General features: G+C 38.6%; 11 protein-coding genes. 1 reads left to right on the forward strand and 10 read right to left on the reverse strand.

Annotation, left to right across the window (positions count from 1 at the left end):
• Positions 1 to 69 precede the first annotated feature (69 nt).
• The 9 genes from M0051_RS04840 to M0051_RS04880 all read right to left on the reverse strand — a co-directional run bounded on the left by M0051_RS04840 (position 70) and on the right by M0051_RS04880 (position 18,919).
• Entirely contained in the window at positions 70 to 960 is an 891-nt protein-coding gene (locus tag M0051_RS04840) for a Calx-beta domain-containing protein (RefSeq protein ID WP_306740420.1), read from the reverse strand.
• Positions 961 to 972: 12 nt separating this feature from the next.
• A complete protein-coding gene (locus tag M0051_RS04845) occupies positions 973 to 2,367 on the reverse strand; it encodes a RagB/SusD family nutrient uptake outer membrane protein (protein ID WP_306740421.1) in 1,395 nt (464 codons plus the stop codon).
• Positions 2,368 to 2,392: 25 nt separating this feature from the next.
• Complete coding sequence (locus M0051_RS04850; protein ID WP_306740422.1) at positions 2,393 to 5,398, reverse strand: TonB-dependent receptor; 3,006 nt, start codon at positions 5,396 to 5,398, stop codon at positions 2,393 to 2,395.
• An 836-nt stretch (positions 5,399 to 6,234) separates the two neighbouring features.
• The gene (locus M0051_RS04855) at positions 6,235 to 6,687 is read right to left on the reverse strand and encodes a DUF4625 domain-containing protein (RefSeq protein ID WP_306740423.1); all 453 of its coding nucleotides are present in this window, start codon (positions 6,685 to 6,687) and stop codon (positions 6,235 to 6,237) included.
• A 158-nt stretch (positions 6,688 to 6,845) separates the two neighbouring features.
• A complete protein-coding gene (locus M0051_RS04860) occupies positions 6,846 to 14,384 on the reverse strand; it encodes a S8 family serine peptidase (protein WP_306740424.1) in 7,539 nt (2,512 codons plus the stop codon).
• Between the two features lie 213 nt (positions 14,385 to 14,597).
• A complete protein-coding gene (locus tag M0051_RS04865) occupies positions 14,598 to 14,741 on the reverse strand; it encodes a hypothetical protein (protein ID WP_157471519.1) in 144 nt (47 codons plus the stop codon).
• A 482-nt stretch (positions 14,742 to 15,223) separates the two neighbouring features.
• Complete coding sequence (locus M0051_RS04870; RefSeq protein WP_306740425.1) at positions 15,224 to 16,855, reverse strand: tetratricopeptide repeat protein; 1,632 nt, start codon at positions 16,853 to 16,855, stop codon at positions 15,224 to 15,226.
• A gap of 177 nt (positions 16,856 to 17,032) precedes the next feature.
• A complete protein-coding gene (locus tag M0051_RS04875; protein WP_306740426.1) occupies positions 17,033 to 17,254 on the reverse strand; it encodes a PLDc N-terminal domain-containing protein in 222 nt (73 codons plus the stop codon).
• Between the two features lie 363 nt (positions 17,255 to 17,617).
• On the reverse strand, positions 17,618 to 18,919 hold the full coding sequence (locus M0051_RS04880) for a M18 family aminopeptidase (RefSeq protein ID WP_306740427.1): 1,302 nt from the start codon (positions 18,917 to 18,919) through the stop codon (positions 17,618 to 17,620).
• A gap of 150 nt (positions 18,920 to 19,069) precedes the next feature.
• Here M0051_RS04880 and M0051_RS04885 point away from each other — a divergent pair, with 150 nt between their 5' ends.
• The gene (locus M0051_RS04885) at positions 19,070 to 20,368 is read left to right on the forward strand and encodes an exonuclease domain-containing protein (RefSeq protein ID WP_306740428.1); all 1,299 of its coding nucleotides are present in this window, start codon (positions 19,070 to 19,072) and stop codon (positions 20,366 to 20,368) included.
• A gap of 27 nt (positions 20,369 to 20,395) precedes the next feature.
• Here the strand turns inward: M0051_RS04885 and M0051_RS04890 are convergent, their stop codons facing one another.
• On the reverse strand, positions 20,396 to 21,016 hold the full coding sequence (locus M0051_RS04890) for a nitroreductase family protein (RefSeq protein ID WP_306740429.1): 621 nt from the start codon (positions 21,014 to 21,016) through the stop codon (positions 20,396 to 20,398).
• Between the last annotated feature and the right edge of the window lie 9 nt (positions 21,017 to 21,025).

The following is a 21,025-nucleotide window of genomic DNA, read 5'->3' on the forward strand; positions in this document are numbered from 1 at the left end:
TTGAGAAGAGCTCCCCCAATAAACTGGGGGAAAACTCTAATTGTTGTTGTTGTTATAAAAAATAATCTACTATTGCTTGGTGAAAACGGTTTCTCCATAATATGCAAAAGATCCTGCAGATACGGTTGGAGCCCACATTCCTGTGGTAATGTTTCCATTTTCATCAATTGTACATTCGATGTTATCCTGAGGATGGTACACCACATCTTTTTTGCCATCACCATTATTGTCAGGAACGATTTCAAAACTCACTGCAAAACAGTCACCATACGTGCTATGCACAAACAACAACTGTCCTGGGAGAATACTCATCGTTTGGTTTTCAATATCAACCGACGCTACAATGATCTTGTCGTTGATTCCCCAGAAACCTGTCATGAAAACTTTAGTATCATCATTAGGATCTGCCTGGATCACCATATCATTTCCAGAATTTGAATCATAGGATCCATCAGTAAAATAGTCATCCTGAACATAGTTACCCAAGATTAATGCTAAAGGATGCTCATCATCAGAAATGTTAACCACACATTGAGTATCCGCTCCATCTGCCAAACCTTGGTTTATGCCAGCAGAATTAGATTTCAATTTAATCACAAACTGCTTGTCGCCATCCTTACTGTCATTGTCGATGGTTTTGATGCGAATTTCATCAACAAGCTGAGTAGATGAAAAACTCAATGTTTTTGATTCGTTCATGATTTGGTAATCTACTCCTTCTTCAGCCGGAGTGTCTAATCCTTCAAGAACGATTTCATATTCCAAAGTCACATTTTTCGGGTTAACTGTTGAAATCCTTACCGGGATTTTCAATTCATCGGTTGCATTCTCAGCTACTGCAGCAGATGCCACATTGAATGCAATGTAAGAATCATCTTCCTGAAAGTATTCAGGATCGGCATCACAGGCTCCAAAACCAATGGAAACCAGTACGATAAAAAGCCAATATATATTTCTCATTTTATTAATTTTTTAGTATCCAGGGTTTTGAACCATATTGTCATTTGCAAAGATTTCCTCAATTGGAATTGGGAATACAAATCGATAGTCTCCCGCTTCAAGATCTGCATTAGATGCTAGTAGTCCATCCTCTTCGATACGATGAATCGATTTCTCAAATCTTCTCAAATCATAGAATCGGTGCCCTTCGTAAGCCAATTCTTTTCTTCGTTCCAGTAAGATTTCGTCCATTGCCAATGTTTGTGAAGCAAAGCTGATATTGGTATAATCAGCAATACGATTTGCTCTTAGCATATTGATGTCATCAGCTGCGTTTGCAAGGTCGTTGCCTTCATTTCTTCTAGCAGAAGCTTCGGCACGAATCAAATACAATTCAGAAATACGCAATAGTTTCACATCTACAAGGTTTAATGTTCCACCTACTTTGCCTCTGTGCTTCGCAACAACATCTTTGCCATCAACCTGAGTAAAATAAACGCTGAATCTTGCATCCTCAGCAGAATACTTTGACATCAGGTCAACTCCAGGGTGGAAAAAGATATCTCCGTTACCAGAGCGAGTGTAAATATCACCCAATAAACCTTCACCAGGAGTAGTACGAGCTCTGCGGAACAATACTTCTACATCCTCAGCAGACTCATCGGTCCAAAGACTCGCAATTTCAGAAGCATTCGCCATTCTTACAGCAGAGTTATCAATCACATCGCTTGCATAAGCAATGGCATTTGCCCAGTCGTTTTGGTACAAAGCAACTCTTGCCAACAATGCAGTAGCTGCATCTTTGGTTGCGCGAGTGCGATCTGTAAAATCAGCAGGAAGAAGATTCTGAGCATCTTTCAAGTCACTAATAATATTGGCATAAACAACCGATGCTTTCTCTCTTGCTGGCTCAGCACCAACATTTGATTCAAGCATGTAAGGAACTGCCAAAGCATCTGGTGAATAGTTACCAGAAAACAAACGCACCAATTCAAAATGACAGTAGGCACGCATAAATTTAGCTTCTCCAACAATTCTATTTACCAATGCAGCATTTTCGTTATTCGCAGCAAATTTTTCTGTAGCTGCCAATACTCGGTTTGCACGGTCGATGGTATGAGCCATATCTACCCAAACACTCCCTGTACTACCTTCGCTAGCTGTGAAAGTCCAGTTGTGCATTTGTACACCCTGACCTGTATTTTCATCAGATAGTCTTAAATCATCACCTGCACGAGATGAATTCACAATTGCCCCTGAACCACCAAAAGAGGAATAAACTCCTAACATTCCTGGCTCAAGATCTTCTACATTTTCAAAGGCCTTCCCTTCGTCAATTGAGTCGGTTGGTTTCAAATCCAGCAGATCCTCACAGGAACTGGACAGAACCATTACTGCCAATAACAGGCTATAAAATATCTTGTTCATTATTTCTATAATTAATCTCTAAAAATTAAAAAGCAACATCAACACCTACAGTAAAGAATCTTGAAGATGGATATTCATACTTTGCAATGTTGTCGCTATCCTCAGGATCGAAACCAGTGTAGCTGGTCCAGGTATACAAGTTTTGTCCTTGCGCATAGATTCTTACATTATCAATTACCTTTTGATTTTGAAGCAAGCTCTTAGGTAGAGTATATGCAATCATCAGGTTTCTAAATCTCAAGAATGAAGCATCTTCAATGTCTTTAGAAGAGAATTCTCTCTCGGTTCCCAAACGCTGAATTTCTGTGATATCGCCAGGCTTTTGCCAGATGGTATTCATCACTGTAGAAAGGTTAAATTGTGCAAAGTTTGGATTCTCCTGGAAGAAGCTCTGGTTGTTGAAACGCTTGTACCCATGTGCGAATGAGAAGTTTGCAGAAAGCTCGATCCCTTTGTAAGATAATTTGGTATTGAAACCACCAATGAATGGAGGCTCGCTGGTTCCGAAATCGGTAACCGCATCAGAGCTACGGTAAGTATCAGTTAGCTGTCCATCTTTTGTATAATACATTGGGTTACCTGTTGTTGGATCAACACCAGCCCATTTTACGATGTAATGAGATCCCAAAGGTAAGCCTACTTTCACAATAGAAGTTCCCTGTTCGAACTCATCTACCTGACCCAATGATAAGATTTCATTGTCATTGTAAGAAAGGTTGGCTCCAACACTCCAGGTAAAGTCTTTGGTACGCATCACATCCGCGCTGAATAGGAATTCCACACCACGGTTTCTCATTTTACCTGCATTTACGCTTTTTGAGTCGCCAGGAACACCCGCCCAAGAGCTTAAGGATTGTACAATAAACAGATCGGAAGTGATATCATTATAGAATTCAACCGAACCCGAAATACGATTATTAAACAAGTTGTAATCAATACCAAGGTTGAATTTCTTCCCGATCTCCCATTTGATGTCCGGATCACCAGCATGTGTCAAGCCCATTGAAGGCTGTCCATTATATGATCCTGCACCGTAAAGAGTTTGCGATTCATAGCTTCCGATACCTTCCTGGTTACCGGTTGTACCATAACTTGCTCTCAATTTCAGGTTGTTCACCCAGCCAAGGTTACTCATGAATGCTTCCTCTGTAATATTCCAGGTAAAACCTAATGAATACAATACCGCATATTTGTTGTTCTCGCCAAACGCCGAAGACCCATCTCTACGCAAACTTCCGTAGAATGAGTATTTTGAATCGTAAGTATAATTCAGAATTGAGAATACAGAAAATAAGTTTCTCTCCGATTTATAACCACTTACATTTGGAATAAAGTTATTATCAGGAGATCCCGGAGTAACAGCAGCAGGTGTTTCAGGCAATTTACCGTTTAGTCCATATCCTGTATATCCGAAACCATCATATTTTCTTTTGATTAACTCAGAACCAACCAAAGCACCAATTACATGCTTCTCACCAATTTCAGTTTTGTAATCGGCAGTATTGGTAAAGTTCATTTCACTTCTTCGGGCAAAATTTTCGCTAATAGAACCTTGCTGTCCATTGGTTACTTGCTGACCAGCATATGAATTCGGATCAAGCCAACGCTCGTAAGTCGTCATTCTATAGTCGATCCCAACTTGCGACTTAATGGTTAAACCTTTAATAAGGTCATATTCTAAGTGCATGGCTCCAACACCTTTGGTTTCTGCTTTGTTATTCGATGAGTTCAACAAACGATCCAAAGCATTAGAACCTGTGCGACCACCTCCAGTTACAATATTTCCTTTTTCATCATATGGATTTTCATATGGATTTGCCAGGTAAGCTGCAGCAAATGGATTAGCCAAAGCAATTCCACCTTCCGATTCAATCATGCTTGAAGTTGTGTAACCCATAGAAGTTGACAATCCGAAACGTAACTTGTCGTTGATCTTATGATCCAGGTTCATACGTCCAGCCGTTCTTTCCAAATCGGAACGAATGGCTTGTCCTTCCTGCTCGAAACGCTGTAAAGCAAAATAGAATTTGGTTTTATCGTTACCTCCAGACATGTTAATCTCGTGACTTTGAGTTTGCCCCGTACGAGTAAATACATCTCTCCAGTCGGTATTTGTATTTCTTAAGCGGTTTAACTCTCCTTCATTGGCAGCCAACTGAGCTTCAGACAAACCAGCATTGGCTGGATTCATTGGAGACAATCTCCATCCTTCCCCTCTCATGGCCAATTCTTCAAATGCCAACTTCTCAGTTGAATTCATCATGTCAAACTTATCACGAGTTCTGCTGGTCCAACCATTTTGAAAGCGATAGTTAAACTTGGTCTCACCTGCCTTACCACGCTTGGTTGTAATCAAGATTACCCCATTTGATGCACGAGAACCATAAATTGATGATGCTGAAGCATCCTTCAAAACAGAAATCGATTCAAAATCGTTCACATTTAAAGATGCAAATACTGAAGGCTCAATAGGCACACCGTCCATTACATACAATGGAGCATTATTACCAGTAATAGATGCATTACCACGAATACGCACCTTAGTATCTCCCGATCCTGGCTGACCAGAACCCGAACTAATGTAAACCCCAGTGGTTTTCCCCTGCAGAGCCTGATCGAAAGTTGCCATCGGCACCTGCTCCAACTCGTCTGACTGTACCGATGTTACAGCACCTTTCAAACCCACCTTACCTTTAGAACCATAGGCTGTTACAACAACTTCCTCCATACCAATGGTTTCTGCTTCCATTTCCACGTTTACAACAGTTCTTGCACCAATGGCAATTTCCTGCATTTTCATCCCTACAAAAGAGAATACCAATACATCCTTGCTATTTGCCTGAATGGAATAATCACCTTCAATAGTGGTTACCGTACCTACCGTTGTACCTTTTATTACAACAGATACGCCGGGGATTCCAAGTCCATCCTCCTTACTGGTAACCTTACCAGTAATTTGTTTGGCTTGCGCGACTACCATCTGCACTCCCAACACAAAGAAGAGTACCGACAGTCCAATGATTTTTTTCATAGAAAACTTTTTAAATTAGTAATTGAGACAATTAGTTTAGTATTTCTCATTCCCATATCTTAACCTCTTTTCGCCTGAAAAGAGAAGCTATAAGGCTTTTTAAAATTGAAATCCAATCAAGTAATCCTTATACATTATTTTGAATTCCACTTCATCAGTTACATTGCCCGAGACAAGTATTCTCTTGTATCTTTTCCCCTTCTAATCCTCTCCATTTTTCGAGCTGCACAAGGATAAATCTTCCTACTTTTATTCTTAAAAAAACAGCCCTATCATAACTCCTACACGAAAGGCTTTTAGCCATATATTTATTACTACTCCCAAGTTTCTTCAGCATATCAACACCACTACAAGCAGGGCTTTTATATCTGGTTTTATGCCACTTATAATCTGACCAACTCTTAATGTGAGTTTTTTAAAAAGAAGTACAGAATGCTCCCATTTGAAGAAATCTTCCATTACATTATCTCAAAATCAACAAGGCAATGAGAAATAGAAAAGGGATTTTCACTTTGGAAAATCCCTTTCTCTTATTCTTTAATTTTGGAAGCTAAGGTTCAACTGCGAATATGGAGCACAAAACGTACGCAGCTTCCAAATAATTAGGAGAACCGTACTTTTGTTCTCCATGGAGTAATCTACTAATGATCCTCGATTTGCTCTATAAAATCCCTATCTTTTCTGAATTGAGTTCAGTTGTCATTGATTAACACCTACAATTTAGCGCATAAAAACGCTCTTGACTGAAAATCAAGCAATCTAAATGAGGAAATTAAGCTCAAAAAAAAGGGATCTACTTTGCAGCAGACCCCCCATTTTCGCATATCAATTTCCAATTAAGGACGGGAAATTTCCAATTGTAATGTTTCTTCACTTCCATTACCAGCTTGATCTTTTACTGATAAAGTGAAAGTATAAAAACCGGCACGAGCATTATCAGCTATGCCAATATCAAAGCTCAATTCTGTGGATTTCATCCCCTTTATTGCAGGTAGTGAATTTCCATAAGCATCCGTATCAGTATAGGAATTAAAAGAAAACTCCTCTACATTTTTAACAGACTTTGTGCCTCCGGCTGAAATGGTAAGTACATATTCTTCTAATCCAATATCATCTGACAGGCTGGCGCTAACTTTTAATACGCTTCCCGGTAAGATAGTCGTGGCTTCTGTTGGACTATTTAGTGTGATACTTGGATTTGTTCCATCAACAGAATCATCTCCACCACTACCACAAGCAAACAAGGCCAAACCTATGAATAAGCATATGATTTGATTTACTATTTTCATTTGTTTTGTTTTTAGTTATTAGTTCAAAATTGTTAATTACTCCTTTGCTCTTACTCTTTTGAAGAAAAGAACTCCTGCACTTATTAAAAAAGCTACGGGAAACAAACTAGTAATTCATAAATTAAATAAAGAGGGGAAGCCGTGAAGGCTTCCTCTTCTTATTTTTTAACAACTTTTCTCACGATATCACCATCGTTTGTACGAATACGAATCATATAAATACCTGATGGCATATTTGCAATATCAAGCTTAGTTACATATTGACCTTTTGATTTGGTTAGCTTGGTGTTATACTGACTGCTACCAATAATATTTAATACATCAATAATTACTTCACCTTCAATTTCGCCACCCAATACAATATTTAAAGGACCATCCGTTGGGTTAGGGAATACTTTGGTTGAAGATTCTGTGATCTCTTCAATACCTGTAACAGTTGCAATTATTACTTCGAAAGTAGTTTCTGCTTTTAATCCTAAAGGATCAATAGCAATCACCTTCACTGTTGCAGTACCTTCTGCCAATGGCTCAATCACAATACCTGTAGCTGAAGTGTAAATATTCACCACAGACTGATTGTCCACAGATACTTCATACCTCAATTCCTCACCGTCAGGATCGATAAAATGTTCATTTAAATCGATGTTTTCCAAATCTTCATCTTCATAGTATTCTTTGGTAACAATTGAATTTGTCAATTCAGGAGCACGATTCACATTTACAACCTCTACCTGGAAATTATAAGAACTCTTTGCTCCATGCTCATCGGTTGCAATCAACTCTAAATCATGAATACCCTGATCGAAGTATCCAGGCGCAAGGCTAATCGTGATGCCTTCTGCGGTAGAAACATAGGTATAATATTCACCAACTCCATTAACTTCAATATTATAACTATCACCTTCTTTATCAGTAATTGTAAATGGTACTTCCAAAGTTTCCATCTCAATCACTGTTGGGTAAGGAACTGTTGTCGTAATATCCGGACCTTCGTTCATTAACAGATTCACATCTAACTCAAATTGCTCGTTATTCGGATCGTTGGTATTTACCAAAATGGTAGCATTGTTACGAATCTCCTGAGCATATTCTGCCTTAAAATTCAATGTTAATGTTGAAACCTCTCCTGTTGCTGCAGTTCCTGACATCTGATCAACTGTAACCCAGGTTTTCATATCTTGCTCCTTCTCCATGGCTTTCACCATGAAAGTATAAGTTTCAAAACCACCCTGAGAAGTAAGATCATACCAATCTCCCTCATACTCAAAGAAGAAACGATCTGCCACAGCATCATCTTTTTTCTGTAGAATTCTAGTTCCCTGAGGGTTGCTTACTCCTAATGGATAGTGAATTACCACATAAAAATCTTCTCCCGGATAAACAAAAGGAACTTCGTCCAATTCAACGGTATAAAATTCTCCTATATCATCATTATCACCAAACGAGTAATCCAATTTTCCTTCGGCCACTTTCGTTGCAGTTGCAATACCATTGCCTCCTGCACGAATTTCAACATGCAGAACTCCTGTATTAACAGTTTCTCTTCTAAACCAAGTCTTAATATGAGATGGTGAAAATCCATCTAATGGTGCCGTAAACTTGGTTGCTGAAGTAAAGCTTAAGCTAGCACCAAATCCTAACCAGTTATCTACTTCCGTATCATTGTTATCATACTCCAATACACGGTTGTACTCCTCCGATTGGGTAGCCTTTACTGATGATGGAGCAGGATTGTTATTCATTTCTGAATCCAGAGATACTGGTGCCTTCACAGCAAATGTTTGTGCAGAAGTAGCAGACTCTTCCACTTGTCCTCTATTGAAAACAAACTCAAGATTCCACTCCAAATCATTGTTACCATCTTCGTTACCAATTACAAATTCACGAGTATCAGTAAATGTATAATCATCGGCGTGCAAAGTAATGCTTTCATCGCTAATGGTAGCGGCAGGTGGCAACATCGCATTTACAGATGCATTCCAAACAAGCGCCTCGTTACCATCCACATCAACAATCACAACATTGGCATTGGATGCACCCGGTGCTGTTGGTGTATAGGTTACAAAGAACTGCCAAGAATCACCAGGAGCCAATTGAGAACCATCAGCAACTAAAATAGGTCTTCTTCCAGGAATTATAATTTGTTCACCAATAAAATCCTTAACCGGAACATATCCTTCTGGATATCCGAAGATACCTGGAGCTCCAGGGTAGTAGAACTCCACTTTCATGTCGTCATTCATGGTAACCTGAGCTGAATCCAACTGAATGGCTTTGGTACCGGTATTGGTAATGGTAAACCCTTCTACCACTTCCATTCCTTCGGTGTACCAAATATCTCCCAACTCAACATCTGCGGCCGTCAATTCCGGTGAACCAATCACAGTTAAGTTCAGAGGCACAAGTTCTACACCTTCACCAACAGTATTGTTATTTACAACAATATTCGCATTGTAAGTACCATCACTCAAGCTATTTGCATCCAAACGCAGGGGTATATCCTTTGTTGTTTGAGCCGGAACAATTTCCTTCTTCACAGGGAATACAGTATAAGAGTATGTATTAACCCCAGTAGGCATCATCCCGTAATGTACCAAAAGACCTTGCTTTTCATCTGGACTTTCTACACCAACAAAGCCAAAAGATTTTACGATCTCAAAATTCTTATAATTGAAATCTATTCTTCCATTATTGTATAGAATCACCTGGAAATCGTAATTTTGACTCATAGCAGTCATATCGATATACTCGTTCCAGGTTACAATTACCTTGTCTTCATCTATCTGATAATAAACACCATCCTTTTTATCAGCTACTGTTCCATTAGGAACATGAAAACCACCCATAGGAGCAATTGCACCTGGAACATTATCCTCTAAAGGAATTCCATTTACACGATCCCACATTGATTCTCCTTTAGGTTTTACAAAACTGACCCAACCCATGAAGCCAATGTATAGGGTATCGTAGGTTTGACCATAGTAAGGAATTGGATTATCCAATTTCACAGCCTTGTATGGAAGTTCATCAAAAACAAACTGATCTCTCAAATTCGTTTCCGCAGAAGTTTCGGTAATATCAATCCAACCATTTCCATCTCCTTCTACATAGATGTACTCAAAATCTTTGATATCCATTGCTGGAGAGGAAGTCTCCAAAGGATAATACCACGAATCCGGAAGGATTGCGAGTTCTAAATCCCCCAAGCCATCGTTAGTGATCTGAAGCACTGTATCCTTTATGGTACGCGCAGGCATTTCCCAGGTAATACCATCAGCAGGAGCAATGCTAATCAATGGATTCTCCACCACATTTCCTTTCAGTACTACTTTAAACTCCTCGCCTGCAGCAGTTGTTATATATATTGCACCTTCCAGTACAGCAGCTACTTCCGTATTGATCTTCACAGGAATATAAGCAGACTGTCTGGTTCCCACTTCGATTGGTACCGACCTGTTTGTGCTGAAATTACCATTTTCGAATCGAATACCAGTAATTGTTTCTTGTGCCGTTCCGGCATTAACCACCTGCACAGCAATTGAGTCCTGAGCCGTTTTGAAAACCTCGCCAAAATCGATGGTATCCTTTTTTACACTCATTATAGGAGCTCCTCCTGCTACGAAATTTGCATACGTAGTGAAAGTTGAAATTGGTGAAGTAATATCATTACTGATAATAGGCAGCTTCTGGTAAATTGAATCCTGCAACACTTTATCAGTATTGTAGCTCAAAGTGATATCAGCTGTCTGACCTGGCATCAAAATACCTGATGCATTGGTAGCAGAAGTAATCATATCCTCGCCTGGATGATAGAATCTGAAGTAAGAATGATATGAGGTAGTTTCACCCATATTCAAACTGTACTCACTGTTTGTGGCAAAACAAACATCCTCATTCTTTTCGTCAATCAAACCTACAAGCCAGCCTTTAGCTCCTTCAGCCGCAGTACCCGTTTTATTAAAGAGTACATCTACATCACCATTGGCGTGCAATACAATCTGGTAGTTAGGAAGCGACTTTCCATATTTCAAATATTTGAACTGAACACGGAATGTACCATCCTCTTTTTCATAGTAGATTGCAGCATTTGAATTGTTCAAATCAGCTCTTGCCATTACTGCGGTAATCATATCTCGATCCTTCAAATAGCGAGGATCGAGAGGTGTTCCACTAGCCCAATCTAATCCTACGTTACCATCCTCACCAAAAATTAAGGCTCCTTCATAATTGATCCAAACCTTGTCGTAAAATTTATCACGGAATGGGAAAGAGAAACCAAGATCTACTTCAATCGCAAATACCTGATTGGTTTTGATTTGAGGAAGAATATTGTTAGAATATATGTTTTTCCAGCCATATTCCTTTGAGTCATTGTATGTACCTCCAATCACATAGTCATATGAATATCCAAATTTGTTGAAAGGTCTTTTCAGTCCTTCCACCTCGTAACCGGGAGCAAATTTAGGAATCATATAATCCAACGGATACTTTCCATCGTTGCGAATGGTAAAAGTACGATCAGCAATTGTATCGCCAATAGTTAAATCACCTGGTATAGTATCTCTTTCAGGTAAAATAGTCAATTTAGCAGGTTCTGTAGCAACTCCATGTACATTAAATGTATATGGATGGCTTCCATCAGTAATGGTGATGGTTTCGTTGAAAGTACCTGCTTCTGTTGGTTTAAAAGTCACTCTTACCCAACCTCCATCACGGGCAGGAATGTTATTCCCGCTGGTCTTATTATCCGTGAAGAATATATTTTCGTTTGAAGATGAGTGAGCATAACTGCCTAGTTTATAACCAACATATCCTTCGTTTACAATCTGAATATCCAGAGTCTTCGTATTGCCAACAAATACGTCTCCAAAATTTACGGTTTTCTCAGATTTCAATATTGGAAGGTGTCCATCAACATCCAAATTAATTTTGGCTTTCATCACCTTATTAACAGGGTCGTTGGAAGTGAACACAATGTTTTCGGTATACTGTCCGTCCACAAGGAAATCAGAAACCACATCAATAGCAACCTGAAGGGAATCCCCTCCGTCTACTACTCCATTATCAGGGGTTAAAGTTATGTATTCACCAAGATCTTCGAACTGGCTTCTTAGGGTCATTGCCCAGGCCCAAGTATCATCTTCTATAACCTCTGAAAGGGGTTGCCAAGATTGTCCACCGTTAAAACTCATCAAACAGTTGTCTGATCCGGTTTCGGCCTTTTCAGGAGCAATCCCCAAAGGATACAAGTTCCCTGCCGGCACATGTATTACCACCCAGTAATAGGATCCTTTCTTCATGAATACCTGTTCATCCATATCCACAAAACGAGAATAATCAACGTTTGCTTCTGAAAAAATATTCTGAGCAGTAATTAACTTAGCTTCTTCAAGTACAGGACCTTCCCAAATTTCAAGCACTGCAGGTCCAATTTCCGGATCAAATTTTAAATGTGTCCACAAACCCGTTAAATTAAAACCTTTATCCCGCTCTACATAAAAACGGGAAGCCGAAGAATTGGTAACTGTAACGTCATTATCTCCAATAAGTCTCCAGGCTTGTGACCCTTCAGTATTACCCATTCTCTCGTCAATAGCCATGGAGGTTGGAGCCATTACTTTTTCAACCTGTGGAATCTCGTTTCCACCCAAACTTGTACTTTGCGAAAAGGTGCTTACATTTGGATAAACGACATCCTTAACACTAAAAGCATCAGGTTCAAGACCCACCAAACCAACATGAGCATCCCAGTTTAATACACCAATAGAGTCGTTGTACACCCATAGAGCATCTGAAACGTTAGGGTTAACTGCTACGTCAGCTACAATATTTACATCTTCTCCCAAGCGAATGCCAGGGCCAGAATTGGTAGAAACAACTTTCACATCAGAAAGTTCTGACTCATTTCCCCAACGGTCATAAGCCTTAATCGCAAAATAATATGGAGTATTGGCATCCAATTCTTCGATCAGGTAATTCAGTTTATCACCTGCATTTGAATAGAATGATTTAATTACGGCAGAACTTGCATATTGAACCTTTTCGGCATCAAACTCATTTTTGCTCCAATAAATAGAATAGCTAACTGCTTTTCCATCATCTTCATCTGCAGGCACAGACCATGTTAGGGAAGCAAAATCCTGAGCTGCATTGACCGCTAAGTCGTTAATTTTTTCGGGAGCTTTGGTTGCATCACCTGCTTGAAGAGCCATGGCTGCATCAATATATCCATTCCCCATCTTCCCTTTCGCAAAATCTTCAACGAAAGGATCAATATCGTGAACTGAAGTCAGCAAGTGTCTTTTCAAACCCTCAGCTGTAATATTCCCTTTGAACTTCGATACGACCAAAGCAGCAATACCTGAAACATGTGGACAAGCCATTGAAGTACCCTGTAAATAGGCATATTTATCTCCAGGAGAAGTACTTAAAATCCCCGCTTCACGTGCAATTCCCATGTTTCCACCAGGAGCCGCTACATCAACCCAATCACCATAATTGGAGTAACCTGCACGACCGTTGTCAGGACCAAGTGAAGATACAGCAACACAAGGCTCATAATAAGCAGGGTAAGCATTCATTTCAGCTCCATTATTACCAGCGGCAAAAATGGCAACCCCACCTTTCATAGCGCTACCTAAATAATTACCTGCTTCTGCAATAAAGTAGTCAATCGCATCCAATACTGCCTGGTCGTAATGATTGTGAGTCTTCCATCCCCATGAGTTCTGAGAAATAACGGCTCCCATATCAGCTGCGTAAACCAGAGCGTTAGCAAAACCACCAACTCCACCATCTTCAGTAAAAATCTGGCAGGAGATCATTTTTACACCAGTACCTTCGGTTCCATCACCACCAGCAACACCAGCAACACCAATACCATTGTTGTTTACCGCACCTACAGTTCCTGCAACATGTGTTCCATGGTAATGATCTGTGATCTCACCTGAGTTGGTTACAAAGTTGTATCCATAGATATCATCAGGGTAACCGTTTCCATCATCATCAACTCCTGCCACTCCATTCAGCTCTGCCTCATTCACCCACATATTAGCAGCTAAATCCTCATGATCAACATCAATACCACCATCAATAATAGCTACCACAACATCTGAAGAACCTGTTGTTTCCTTCCAGGCTTCAAATAAATTAATGTCAGCACCTGGTATAGCTCCATCCACAACAGTTCCATCATTATTGTAATGCCATTGTGCATTCAAAGCTGGATCATTCATTGGCAATTCTTCGGAGGTAAGAACAGGAGCCTCACTTGGCTGTGGTCCATCGATTAACTGAACTTCACCAATGGTTTCTGCAATGCTTACTTCTCCTAATTGTGTATAAGATTTTGCTACTTCTGCGGCATTTAAACTAGCATCGAATTTTACTTCATACCACAAGTGTAAACCGTGTTTGCGGTGTTTGTCTTCATGTGCTGGAGCATAAGGGAATACACGCTCCAAATGATATGCTGACACTTTTGCTGATACTGCATCAAAAGCAGATATGCCAGTTTTTACGCCACGGCGTGTAGTTTTAAAGCTTTTCGTGGCTGCTGATAATTCGGGTTTAAACTTTATTCTAATGGCACCTTTCTGTGCTCCATTCTCGTATTCCTGTGCATTGGCAACTCCTGTTACGAGGATGCAGGATACGAGTAGTAAGAATAAAAATTTCAATCGTAATCTTTTTTTCATAGAAATTTGTTTTGAGTAAATCACTTTATTAATTCATTAGATTCAGGACATCCACTATGGGCTGTTGTTTTGGGTATTCATTGTTTATGGGTTATTTTGTCTTGTTGTCTTTTCCTCTTGGCCAAAAACAATCGTTCATGACCATTGTAAAAAAACCAGAGATTGATAATTTCAACTCCCAAATTTTATAGTTCGAAAAAGCAACACTTGTAGTTATTTCGTTTTTTGATCTCTCTTTTTCTCAATCGACTCCAGTATCTTTCGCAAAGCTTCTGTCTCATTTTTTTTCTTATCAATGAGTTCAAGAATTTCTTTCTCTCGATCTGTTAGTTCTTTAGTTTTCTTTTCCCAATTCATATGCTGGCAATTTTATTTGCTCACAATGATAGACGGTATTTAATAGAGAAAAGAAGGATGTGCCTTATCAGGAATCTTCAACAATTAAAAATGACCTTAGAAATGGCTCTACATTCCTATTTAGACACCATAGCGGCACCTTAACAAAAACACATTAACAATTAATTGTCTGACACTTACGAATAGACAGTACTCAAAACACTCCAAATCTTAAAACAGAGTATGAATACAATTTTTAGGGGTAAAACAGTTGGCGTTAGGAAAGTAGAATTAAAAGGAAAGTCCTATACTATCGGAAATAGTAATCAGCTGATTTCAAATGAAATTCAGCTGATTAATTCAATAAAAAAAGAATATTTCTGGCGAGTAAATAAATCAGACTTGAGATGTCCTGATCAATTGCTCTGCATTATAACATTCAATTGGCATTAATATCTCATTTCATGCATGTTGCAAACACTCACAACAAAGGAAATGAATCTTTACAATTCGGATAAGAAAGTAACCAAATTCACATCCTTGCCCGTAAGATCCAGCTTCTTGCGAATACGGGATCTGGACACTTCAATACTTTTCACACTTTGGTGAATGATACTGGAAATCTCCTTGCTGGTCATGTTCAGTTTTAAAAATGCACAAAGCTTAACTTCTGAAGGAGACAAGTTTGGGAATCGTTCCTGTAATTTCTTGTAGTAATCGTTATGAACCTGTTGAAAACGCAGCTCAAATTCTTCCCACACATCCTGATCGGCGCCAGCCTGAAGGTCGAAAATGATCTTTTGAATGGGCTCCTTGTTTTCTTGTTTTAGCTGGGATTTCAGCTGTAACAAACGACTGGAAACACTTGTAATCAATTCATTTTTCTTTAAAAGGTACATGACATTGGTGGTAAGCTCCTTGTTCTTAATCTCCAAATCCTGATTCTTCAGAACCAAATCTTTTTCCAATGTCTGCTTCTCTAAACTAATTGCCTTGGCTCTACTCTTTATAAAACCATAAAGCAATCCGGTAATGATCATTCCCAAAACCAAAATGGCCATCAGAAAAAGGTAAATCATTTCCTTGCGTTGCTGCTTTACCTGCCTCTCTTTTTCAAGCTTATCGAACTCGTATTGCATTTGTAGACTGGTAACTTCGCGAACCGATGCTTCATTGATAATACTATCGTTATATGCATGAAATTTCTGGTAAGCCATCAAAGCTCCATCCGAATCGCCCAACTCTTTTTTTATTTGTGAAATAGTCTGGTAGGCTTCCATTAAAGACAGCATCGATCCTGCTTCACTGGCCAAATCTTTCCCAATATTGGCCTCGTCCAAAGCTTTTTGAAATGCTCCTGTTTTCCGATAATACTCGGCCATAAACAGGTGTGATCGAGACATGCCATTTTTATCATTTATTGCCTTACGTGCTTGTAACGAGAGTTTCATATATTCCAATGATTCTTCATACTTGCCTGTTTCCATGGAAACTTTTCCAAGATTGTTATAGATAACACCCAAATTCAATTTATCATCAAACTTTTTGGCTCCTTTCAAAGCCTTTAGAAAGTAAGTTTTGGCTATTTCATACTCTTTTTTCACATTGTAACAGTTCCCAATGCTATTGTAAAAAGCATGATGTTGAGTATAGTAAGTCGAATCTCCCATCGCTAGAATTTTATTCTGCATGGAAAGAGCTGCCTTATAATGTTCCAATGCTTTATCGTACTCCAGCAAGCGATAAAAAATACTTCCCATATTGTGCTCCACCCCCACCAAAGAGGTATGGTCCTTTTCTTCTTCAAATATCTTTTTACTCTTTAGGTAATGGTCCAGGGAACGATCATATATACCTTTTCGAAATAAGATATCAGCTATTTTCTTATGGCTTCTAGCCTGTAGTAATCTCAACTTACCTGAATTAGCAAGCCCAAGGGCTGAATTTGCATATTCAAGACTTTGTTTAAAATCTGTAAACTGATAGGTATCTGATAATTCAAGAAGTATTTTAACTTTGGTACTATCTTCCGTTGCTGCTTCCATTCGCATACTCAAGCTATCGACCAGAAAACGTTCCTGGGCCAGAAGCATCAATGGGAGCAAAAGAACTGATAGTAAAACGTAACGTTTCATAGATTGAGGGGTTTGTTTGGTTGTTTGTAATTTTTTCTTGATGTGCCAAATTATTTGGCACATTGCTTATACGATGCAGGCAATACCCAATGGTTGCGTATAAACAATCTCTTTTCTTCCTAGTCCTTGCTTAGACTTCTCTACCCCAGAATATACGAAATTTACAGGGAAAAACATTTATTTGTTTAGATAACGTGAAGAATCCCATTTCAGGTAAGAATAAAATAAATAGGCAATTGCACCCACAATGGGAATCAAAAGAATGACAAGTGAGTAAATCAGTAAGAATCTGTTTTTTTCATTTCGGATCACAAAATAGATAGACACAACACTTAGTAGTAAATGAACTATAAGTAAAAGAATCCAATCATCAGGGCTAATTACATCAGACATATTCATACGATGATATTTTGGTTCGATCGAAAGAATTGAAAAATTGTTTACAAACCCAAAGCTTACTCCTTAGGAATTTACCTTACCTGCCATAGCAATACCATAGCAGCAACTTTCATTCTCTTGATAATAAGATTAGAAAAAAGATAGAAGCAATATTTACTTATTTATCCCATTGATCTGAAACTATTCGAATTGAATTTCCAAAACTGTTATTTGATTTCGAAATGATTCAATAGGTAAGTACTTTTTCAATTGAAGGATGAAATATTTTTCGAAGCCAAATAAAATCAATCCCTACAAGAAATTAATACATAAAAAAGGCAACACAACGTGCTGCCTTTAAATATTATCTAATAAGTTGAATTCTTACAATCCAAAGAAATAAGTAAACACCTTACGAACGTATGTATTATCTTCTACTCCACCTGTTTCGCGAACCGAGTGCATTCCGAACATTGGGTTACCTATATCTACAGTGCGGATATCAACCTGACCTGTTGACACATTACCAAGAGTGCTACCTCCAACTAAATCGGAACGGTTCACAAACTTTTGATAAGGAACATCAGCATTCTTACACAATGTTTCGAATACTGTACCCGAATCACCATCGGTAGTATATTTTTGATTTGCGTGGATCTTAATTACCGGTCCTTTATTAATAAACGGGCGGTTGGTAGGATCGTGCTTCTCACCAATATTTGGATGTACAGCGTGAGCCATATCCGCCGAAATCATGAAAGAGCTGTAGATGGCACGGTGCAATGCTTCCATATCTTTACCCAATTTGAAAACAATGCGCTGCAAGATGTGACGCAATACTGGAGAACCTGCTCCCTGCTTGGTTACACTTCCAACTTCTTCGTTATCGAAAATAGCAAGCATCTGCGTTTTCTTAGAGTTACCAACCGACAATAAAGCCTTTAAACCTGCATGAGCCATTGCCAAGTCATCCAAGCGTGGAGAAGAGATAAATTCATCATTCAATCCGAAGATGCATCCTTTTTCAACTTCAAATAGATTCACATCAAAATCGATAATGGCTTCAGCATCAATTTTCAATTCTTCGGCAATCAATTTCACCAAACAATTGTCCTTTTCCATTTCTTCTGTAATCATAGAAAGCAATGGAAGCATATCTTTCTGCTTGTTCAAGGCAACACCATCGTTTACTGCACGGTTCAGGTGAATTGCCAGATTAGGAATCACCATCAAAGGACGATCAATCTTTACATACAAATGTTCTGGATGCAAAGGATCATTTGATTTTACCGACACACGACCAGCAATAGAAAGTGGACGATCCATCCATGTGTTCAGGATTGGACCACCGTATACTTCTGTATTTAATTTGATATAGTTTCCTTCAACTTCAATTTCAGGATTTGGTTTGATTTTAAAACCTGGTGCATCAGAGTGAGCACAAATCATTTGGAATCCTTCCTCTTCAATCTCTCCTGTTCCAATCTGAAAAGCGAAAATAGCTGATCCATTTTTGCTTGTAAAGTACTTTCCACCTTTTTCAATTTTCCATTCTTCACGAAGATCTAACTCCTGAAAACCAGCATCATTCAACTCCTTTCTGATGTTATTAACGGCATGATAAGTACTTGGACTTTCATGAATAAAATCGATTAATTCTTGTGCTTGTTGTTTTGAATTACTCATAGTGTATGTTTTAATATTGTCTTCAAAATTTGAGTTTCAAATCTACATTATTTTTTAGGTTTGGCAAGTACTTTAGGTACTATATGGACTCATTTTTCGTTCAATAGTTTTATATTTGCTCTAATCTGATTACCCTAATAAAAACTAACTATGACAAACGATCCAATACTGGAACTATATAAGCATCAATTTGCCATTATCTCACTTGAAACAACCGGTATTTCACCTCAACATGGTGATCATTTGGTTGAGTTGGCCATTCAAACCGTGAACTGGAACGGAGAATTATTGGATAGCTATGAAACATTAATTCACCCAGGAAAAGATATTGAAGGATTTCAAATTCATGGCATAACCGATGACATGGTGAAAAATGCACCTTCAGCTTCAGAAATTGTTCCTGATATTCTTTCTCGCCTAAATGGCAAAACTTTGGTTGCTCACGATTTGGATTTTGCTGTTCGCTTTTTAGAACCAATTCTAAATGACAGCATGCCTAAATTGAAAGGGATTTGTACTCTTAAGCTATTCGATTTGGTTGCTCCAGATTCTGGTCTACGTAGATTAGAACAGCTATGTACTTATTACGATATTGAATTTTCAGTACGCCATTCTGCCAAGTCTGATTCTTTGGCAACGGCCAAGCTTTTCTCCATACTGAAGAATTTATATGCTCAGCAAAACGAGATCGAAGACTTCGTTGAAAACTTCCTTCACCTAATAAAAATTGAAGATTGCCCAAAGGAACGCAATATCTTCATGAAGCGAAAGGAAGCAAAAAACATAGCTAATATCCAGAAAAACAAACTTTACGATTTACTAAACAGGTTAACTTCAAGTGCTGGAGATTCTGTTCCTGTACGTCAGTATTTGAATGTTTTGGATCGTGCTTTGGCAGATCGCATTTTAGAAGAAAAAGAGATTTTCTCTTTGGTAGATTTGGCAACAGCCTACAAACTCTCGAAAGAGCAGGTAATGGAAATTCATGAGGAATACTTGCGCAAGCTGATTCGCATTTACCTATTGGATGAAATTCTAACAAATGCCGAAATGGATGATCTTCATTTGGTTTCTGATTTGCTTTGTATTCTTCCAAAAGAGTTGGATTTGTTAATTAAATACGAGCGCACTAAAATTCCAATTACTACACCTGGAGTACAGAAACAATTAAAATCATTGACAGGAAAGAGCGTTTGTTTCTCTGGTCATCTAAATTGCAAAATCAACGGCCAACGAATCGATCGTGAATTGGCTCAACAGTTGGTAAAAGAACGTGGACTAATCGTTAAAAGAGTAGTCTCTAAAAATGTAGATTACCTTATCACTGCTTATGCTGAACAATTCTCTGGAAAAGGTCGCAAAAATCGCAAAGCCATGGAATATCATGTAAATGTAATAGATGAGAAAATCTTCTGGGAGATGATTGGCGTAGTTGTAGACAATGAATAACTATCAATTAACAATGAATAATTATTCCTAGTCGATGATCAAATCTTCCATCTTCATCCTCTTTCTGGCTTTTGGATGTTCATCAGGATAACCAATTGGCAACACCGCTACCGGATACAGGTTTGCATCCCATCCAAACAGTTCGCTAATTGCTTTCTCATCAATCAGTCTCATCCAACAGGTTCCTAAACCGAAATCCAATGCTCTTAAAGCAATATGCTCTACTGCAATTGCGATATTAAATGCAACCGACTTGGCTAAATCTTCCTTTTTTAATAATGATTTTGCTTTTGTCGTTTTATTCAAGATTTCACAAATCTCATTATCGAAAACTCCTATTTCTCCCAGATCCTGAACTCCTGAAACACGACCATCTATGTAGCCCTGAACATCTGCACAAATAACCAAAACAACTGGTGCTTGACTCACAAATTTTTGATCAAATGAATATTCCTGAAGCTTTTTCCTGGTTTCGATATCTCGAACGATTTTAAATCTCCACGGTTGGGAGTTACATCCTGAGGGAGCAAGTCTAGCTGCCTCCAACAATTCCATTAAAATCTCATCTGAAAAATCATCAGGCTTAAATTTGCGAATACTTCTTCTTTCTTGAATGGCTTCTTTTGTACTAAGCTCTCTATATTTCATCTGTGTGTT

The sequence above is a fragment of the Marinifilum sp. D714 genome (genome assembly GCF_030851345.1).
In the GTDB taxonomy this organism is placed as follows: Bacteria; Bacteroidota; Bacteroidia; order Bacteroidales; family Marinifilaceae; genus Marinifilum.

Excerpts from the sequence above, each read along its gene's own strand:
- M0051_RS04840 (WP_306740420.1), bottom strand. The coding sequence starts at position 960 with ATGAGAAATATATATTGGCTTTTTATCGTACTGGTTTCCATTGGTTTT.
- M0051_RS04845 (WP_306740421.1), bottom strand. The coding sequence starts at position 2,367 with ATGAACAAGATATTTTATAGCCTGTTATTGGCAGTAATGGTTCTGTCC.
- M0051_RS04850 (WP_306740422.1), bottom strand. The coding sequence starts at position 5,398 with ATGAAAAAAATCATTGGACTGTCGGTACTCTTCTTTGTGTTGGGAGTG.
- M0051_RS04855 (WP_306740423.1), bottom strand. The coding sequence starts at position 6,687 with ATGAAAATAGTAAATCAAATCATATGCTTATTCATAGGTTTGGCCTTG.
- M0051_RS04860 (WP_306740424.1), bottom strand. The coding sequence starts at position 14,384 with ATGAAAAAAAGATTACGATTGAAATTTTTATTCTTACTACTCGTATCC.
- M0051_RS04865 (WP_157471519.1), bottom strand. The coding sequence starts at position 14,741 with ATGAATTGGGAAAAGAAAACTAAAGAACTAACAGATCGAGAGAAAGAA.
- M0051_RS04870 (WP_306740425.1), bottom strand. The coding sequence starts at position 16,855 with ATGAAACGTTACGTTTTACTATCAGTTCTTTTGCTCCCATTGATGCTT.
- M0051_RS04875 (WP_306740426.1), bottom strand. The coding sequence starts at position 17,254 with ATGAATATGTCTGATGTAATTAGCCCTGATGATTGGATTCTTTTACTT.
- M0051_RS04880 (WP_306740427.1), bottom strand. The coding sequence starts at position 18,919 with ATGAGTAATTCAAAACAACAAGCACAAGAATTAATCGATTTTATTCAT.
- M0051_RS04885 (WP_306740428.1), top strand. The coding sequence starts at position 19,070 with ATGACAAACGATCCAATACTGGAACTATATAAGCATCAATTTGCCATT.
- M0051_RS04890 (WP_306740429.1), bottom strand. The coding sequence starts at position 21,016 with ATGAAATATAGAGAGCTTAGTACAAAAGAAGCCATTCAAGAAAGAAGA.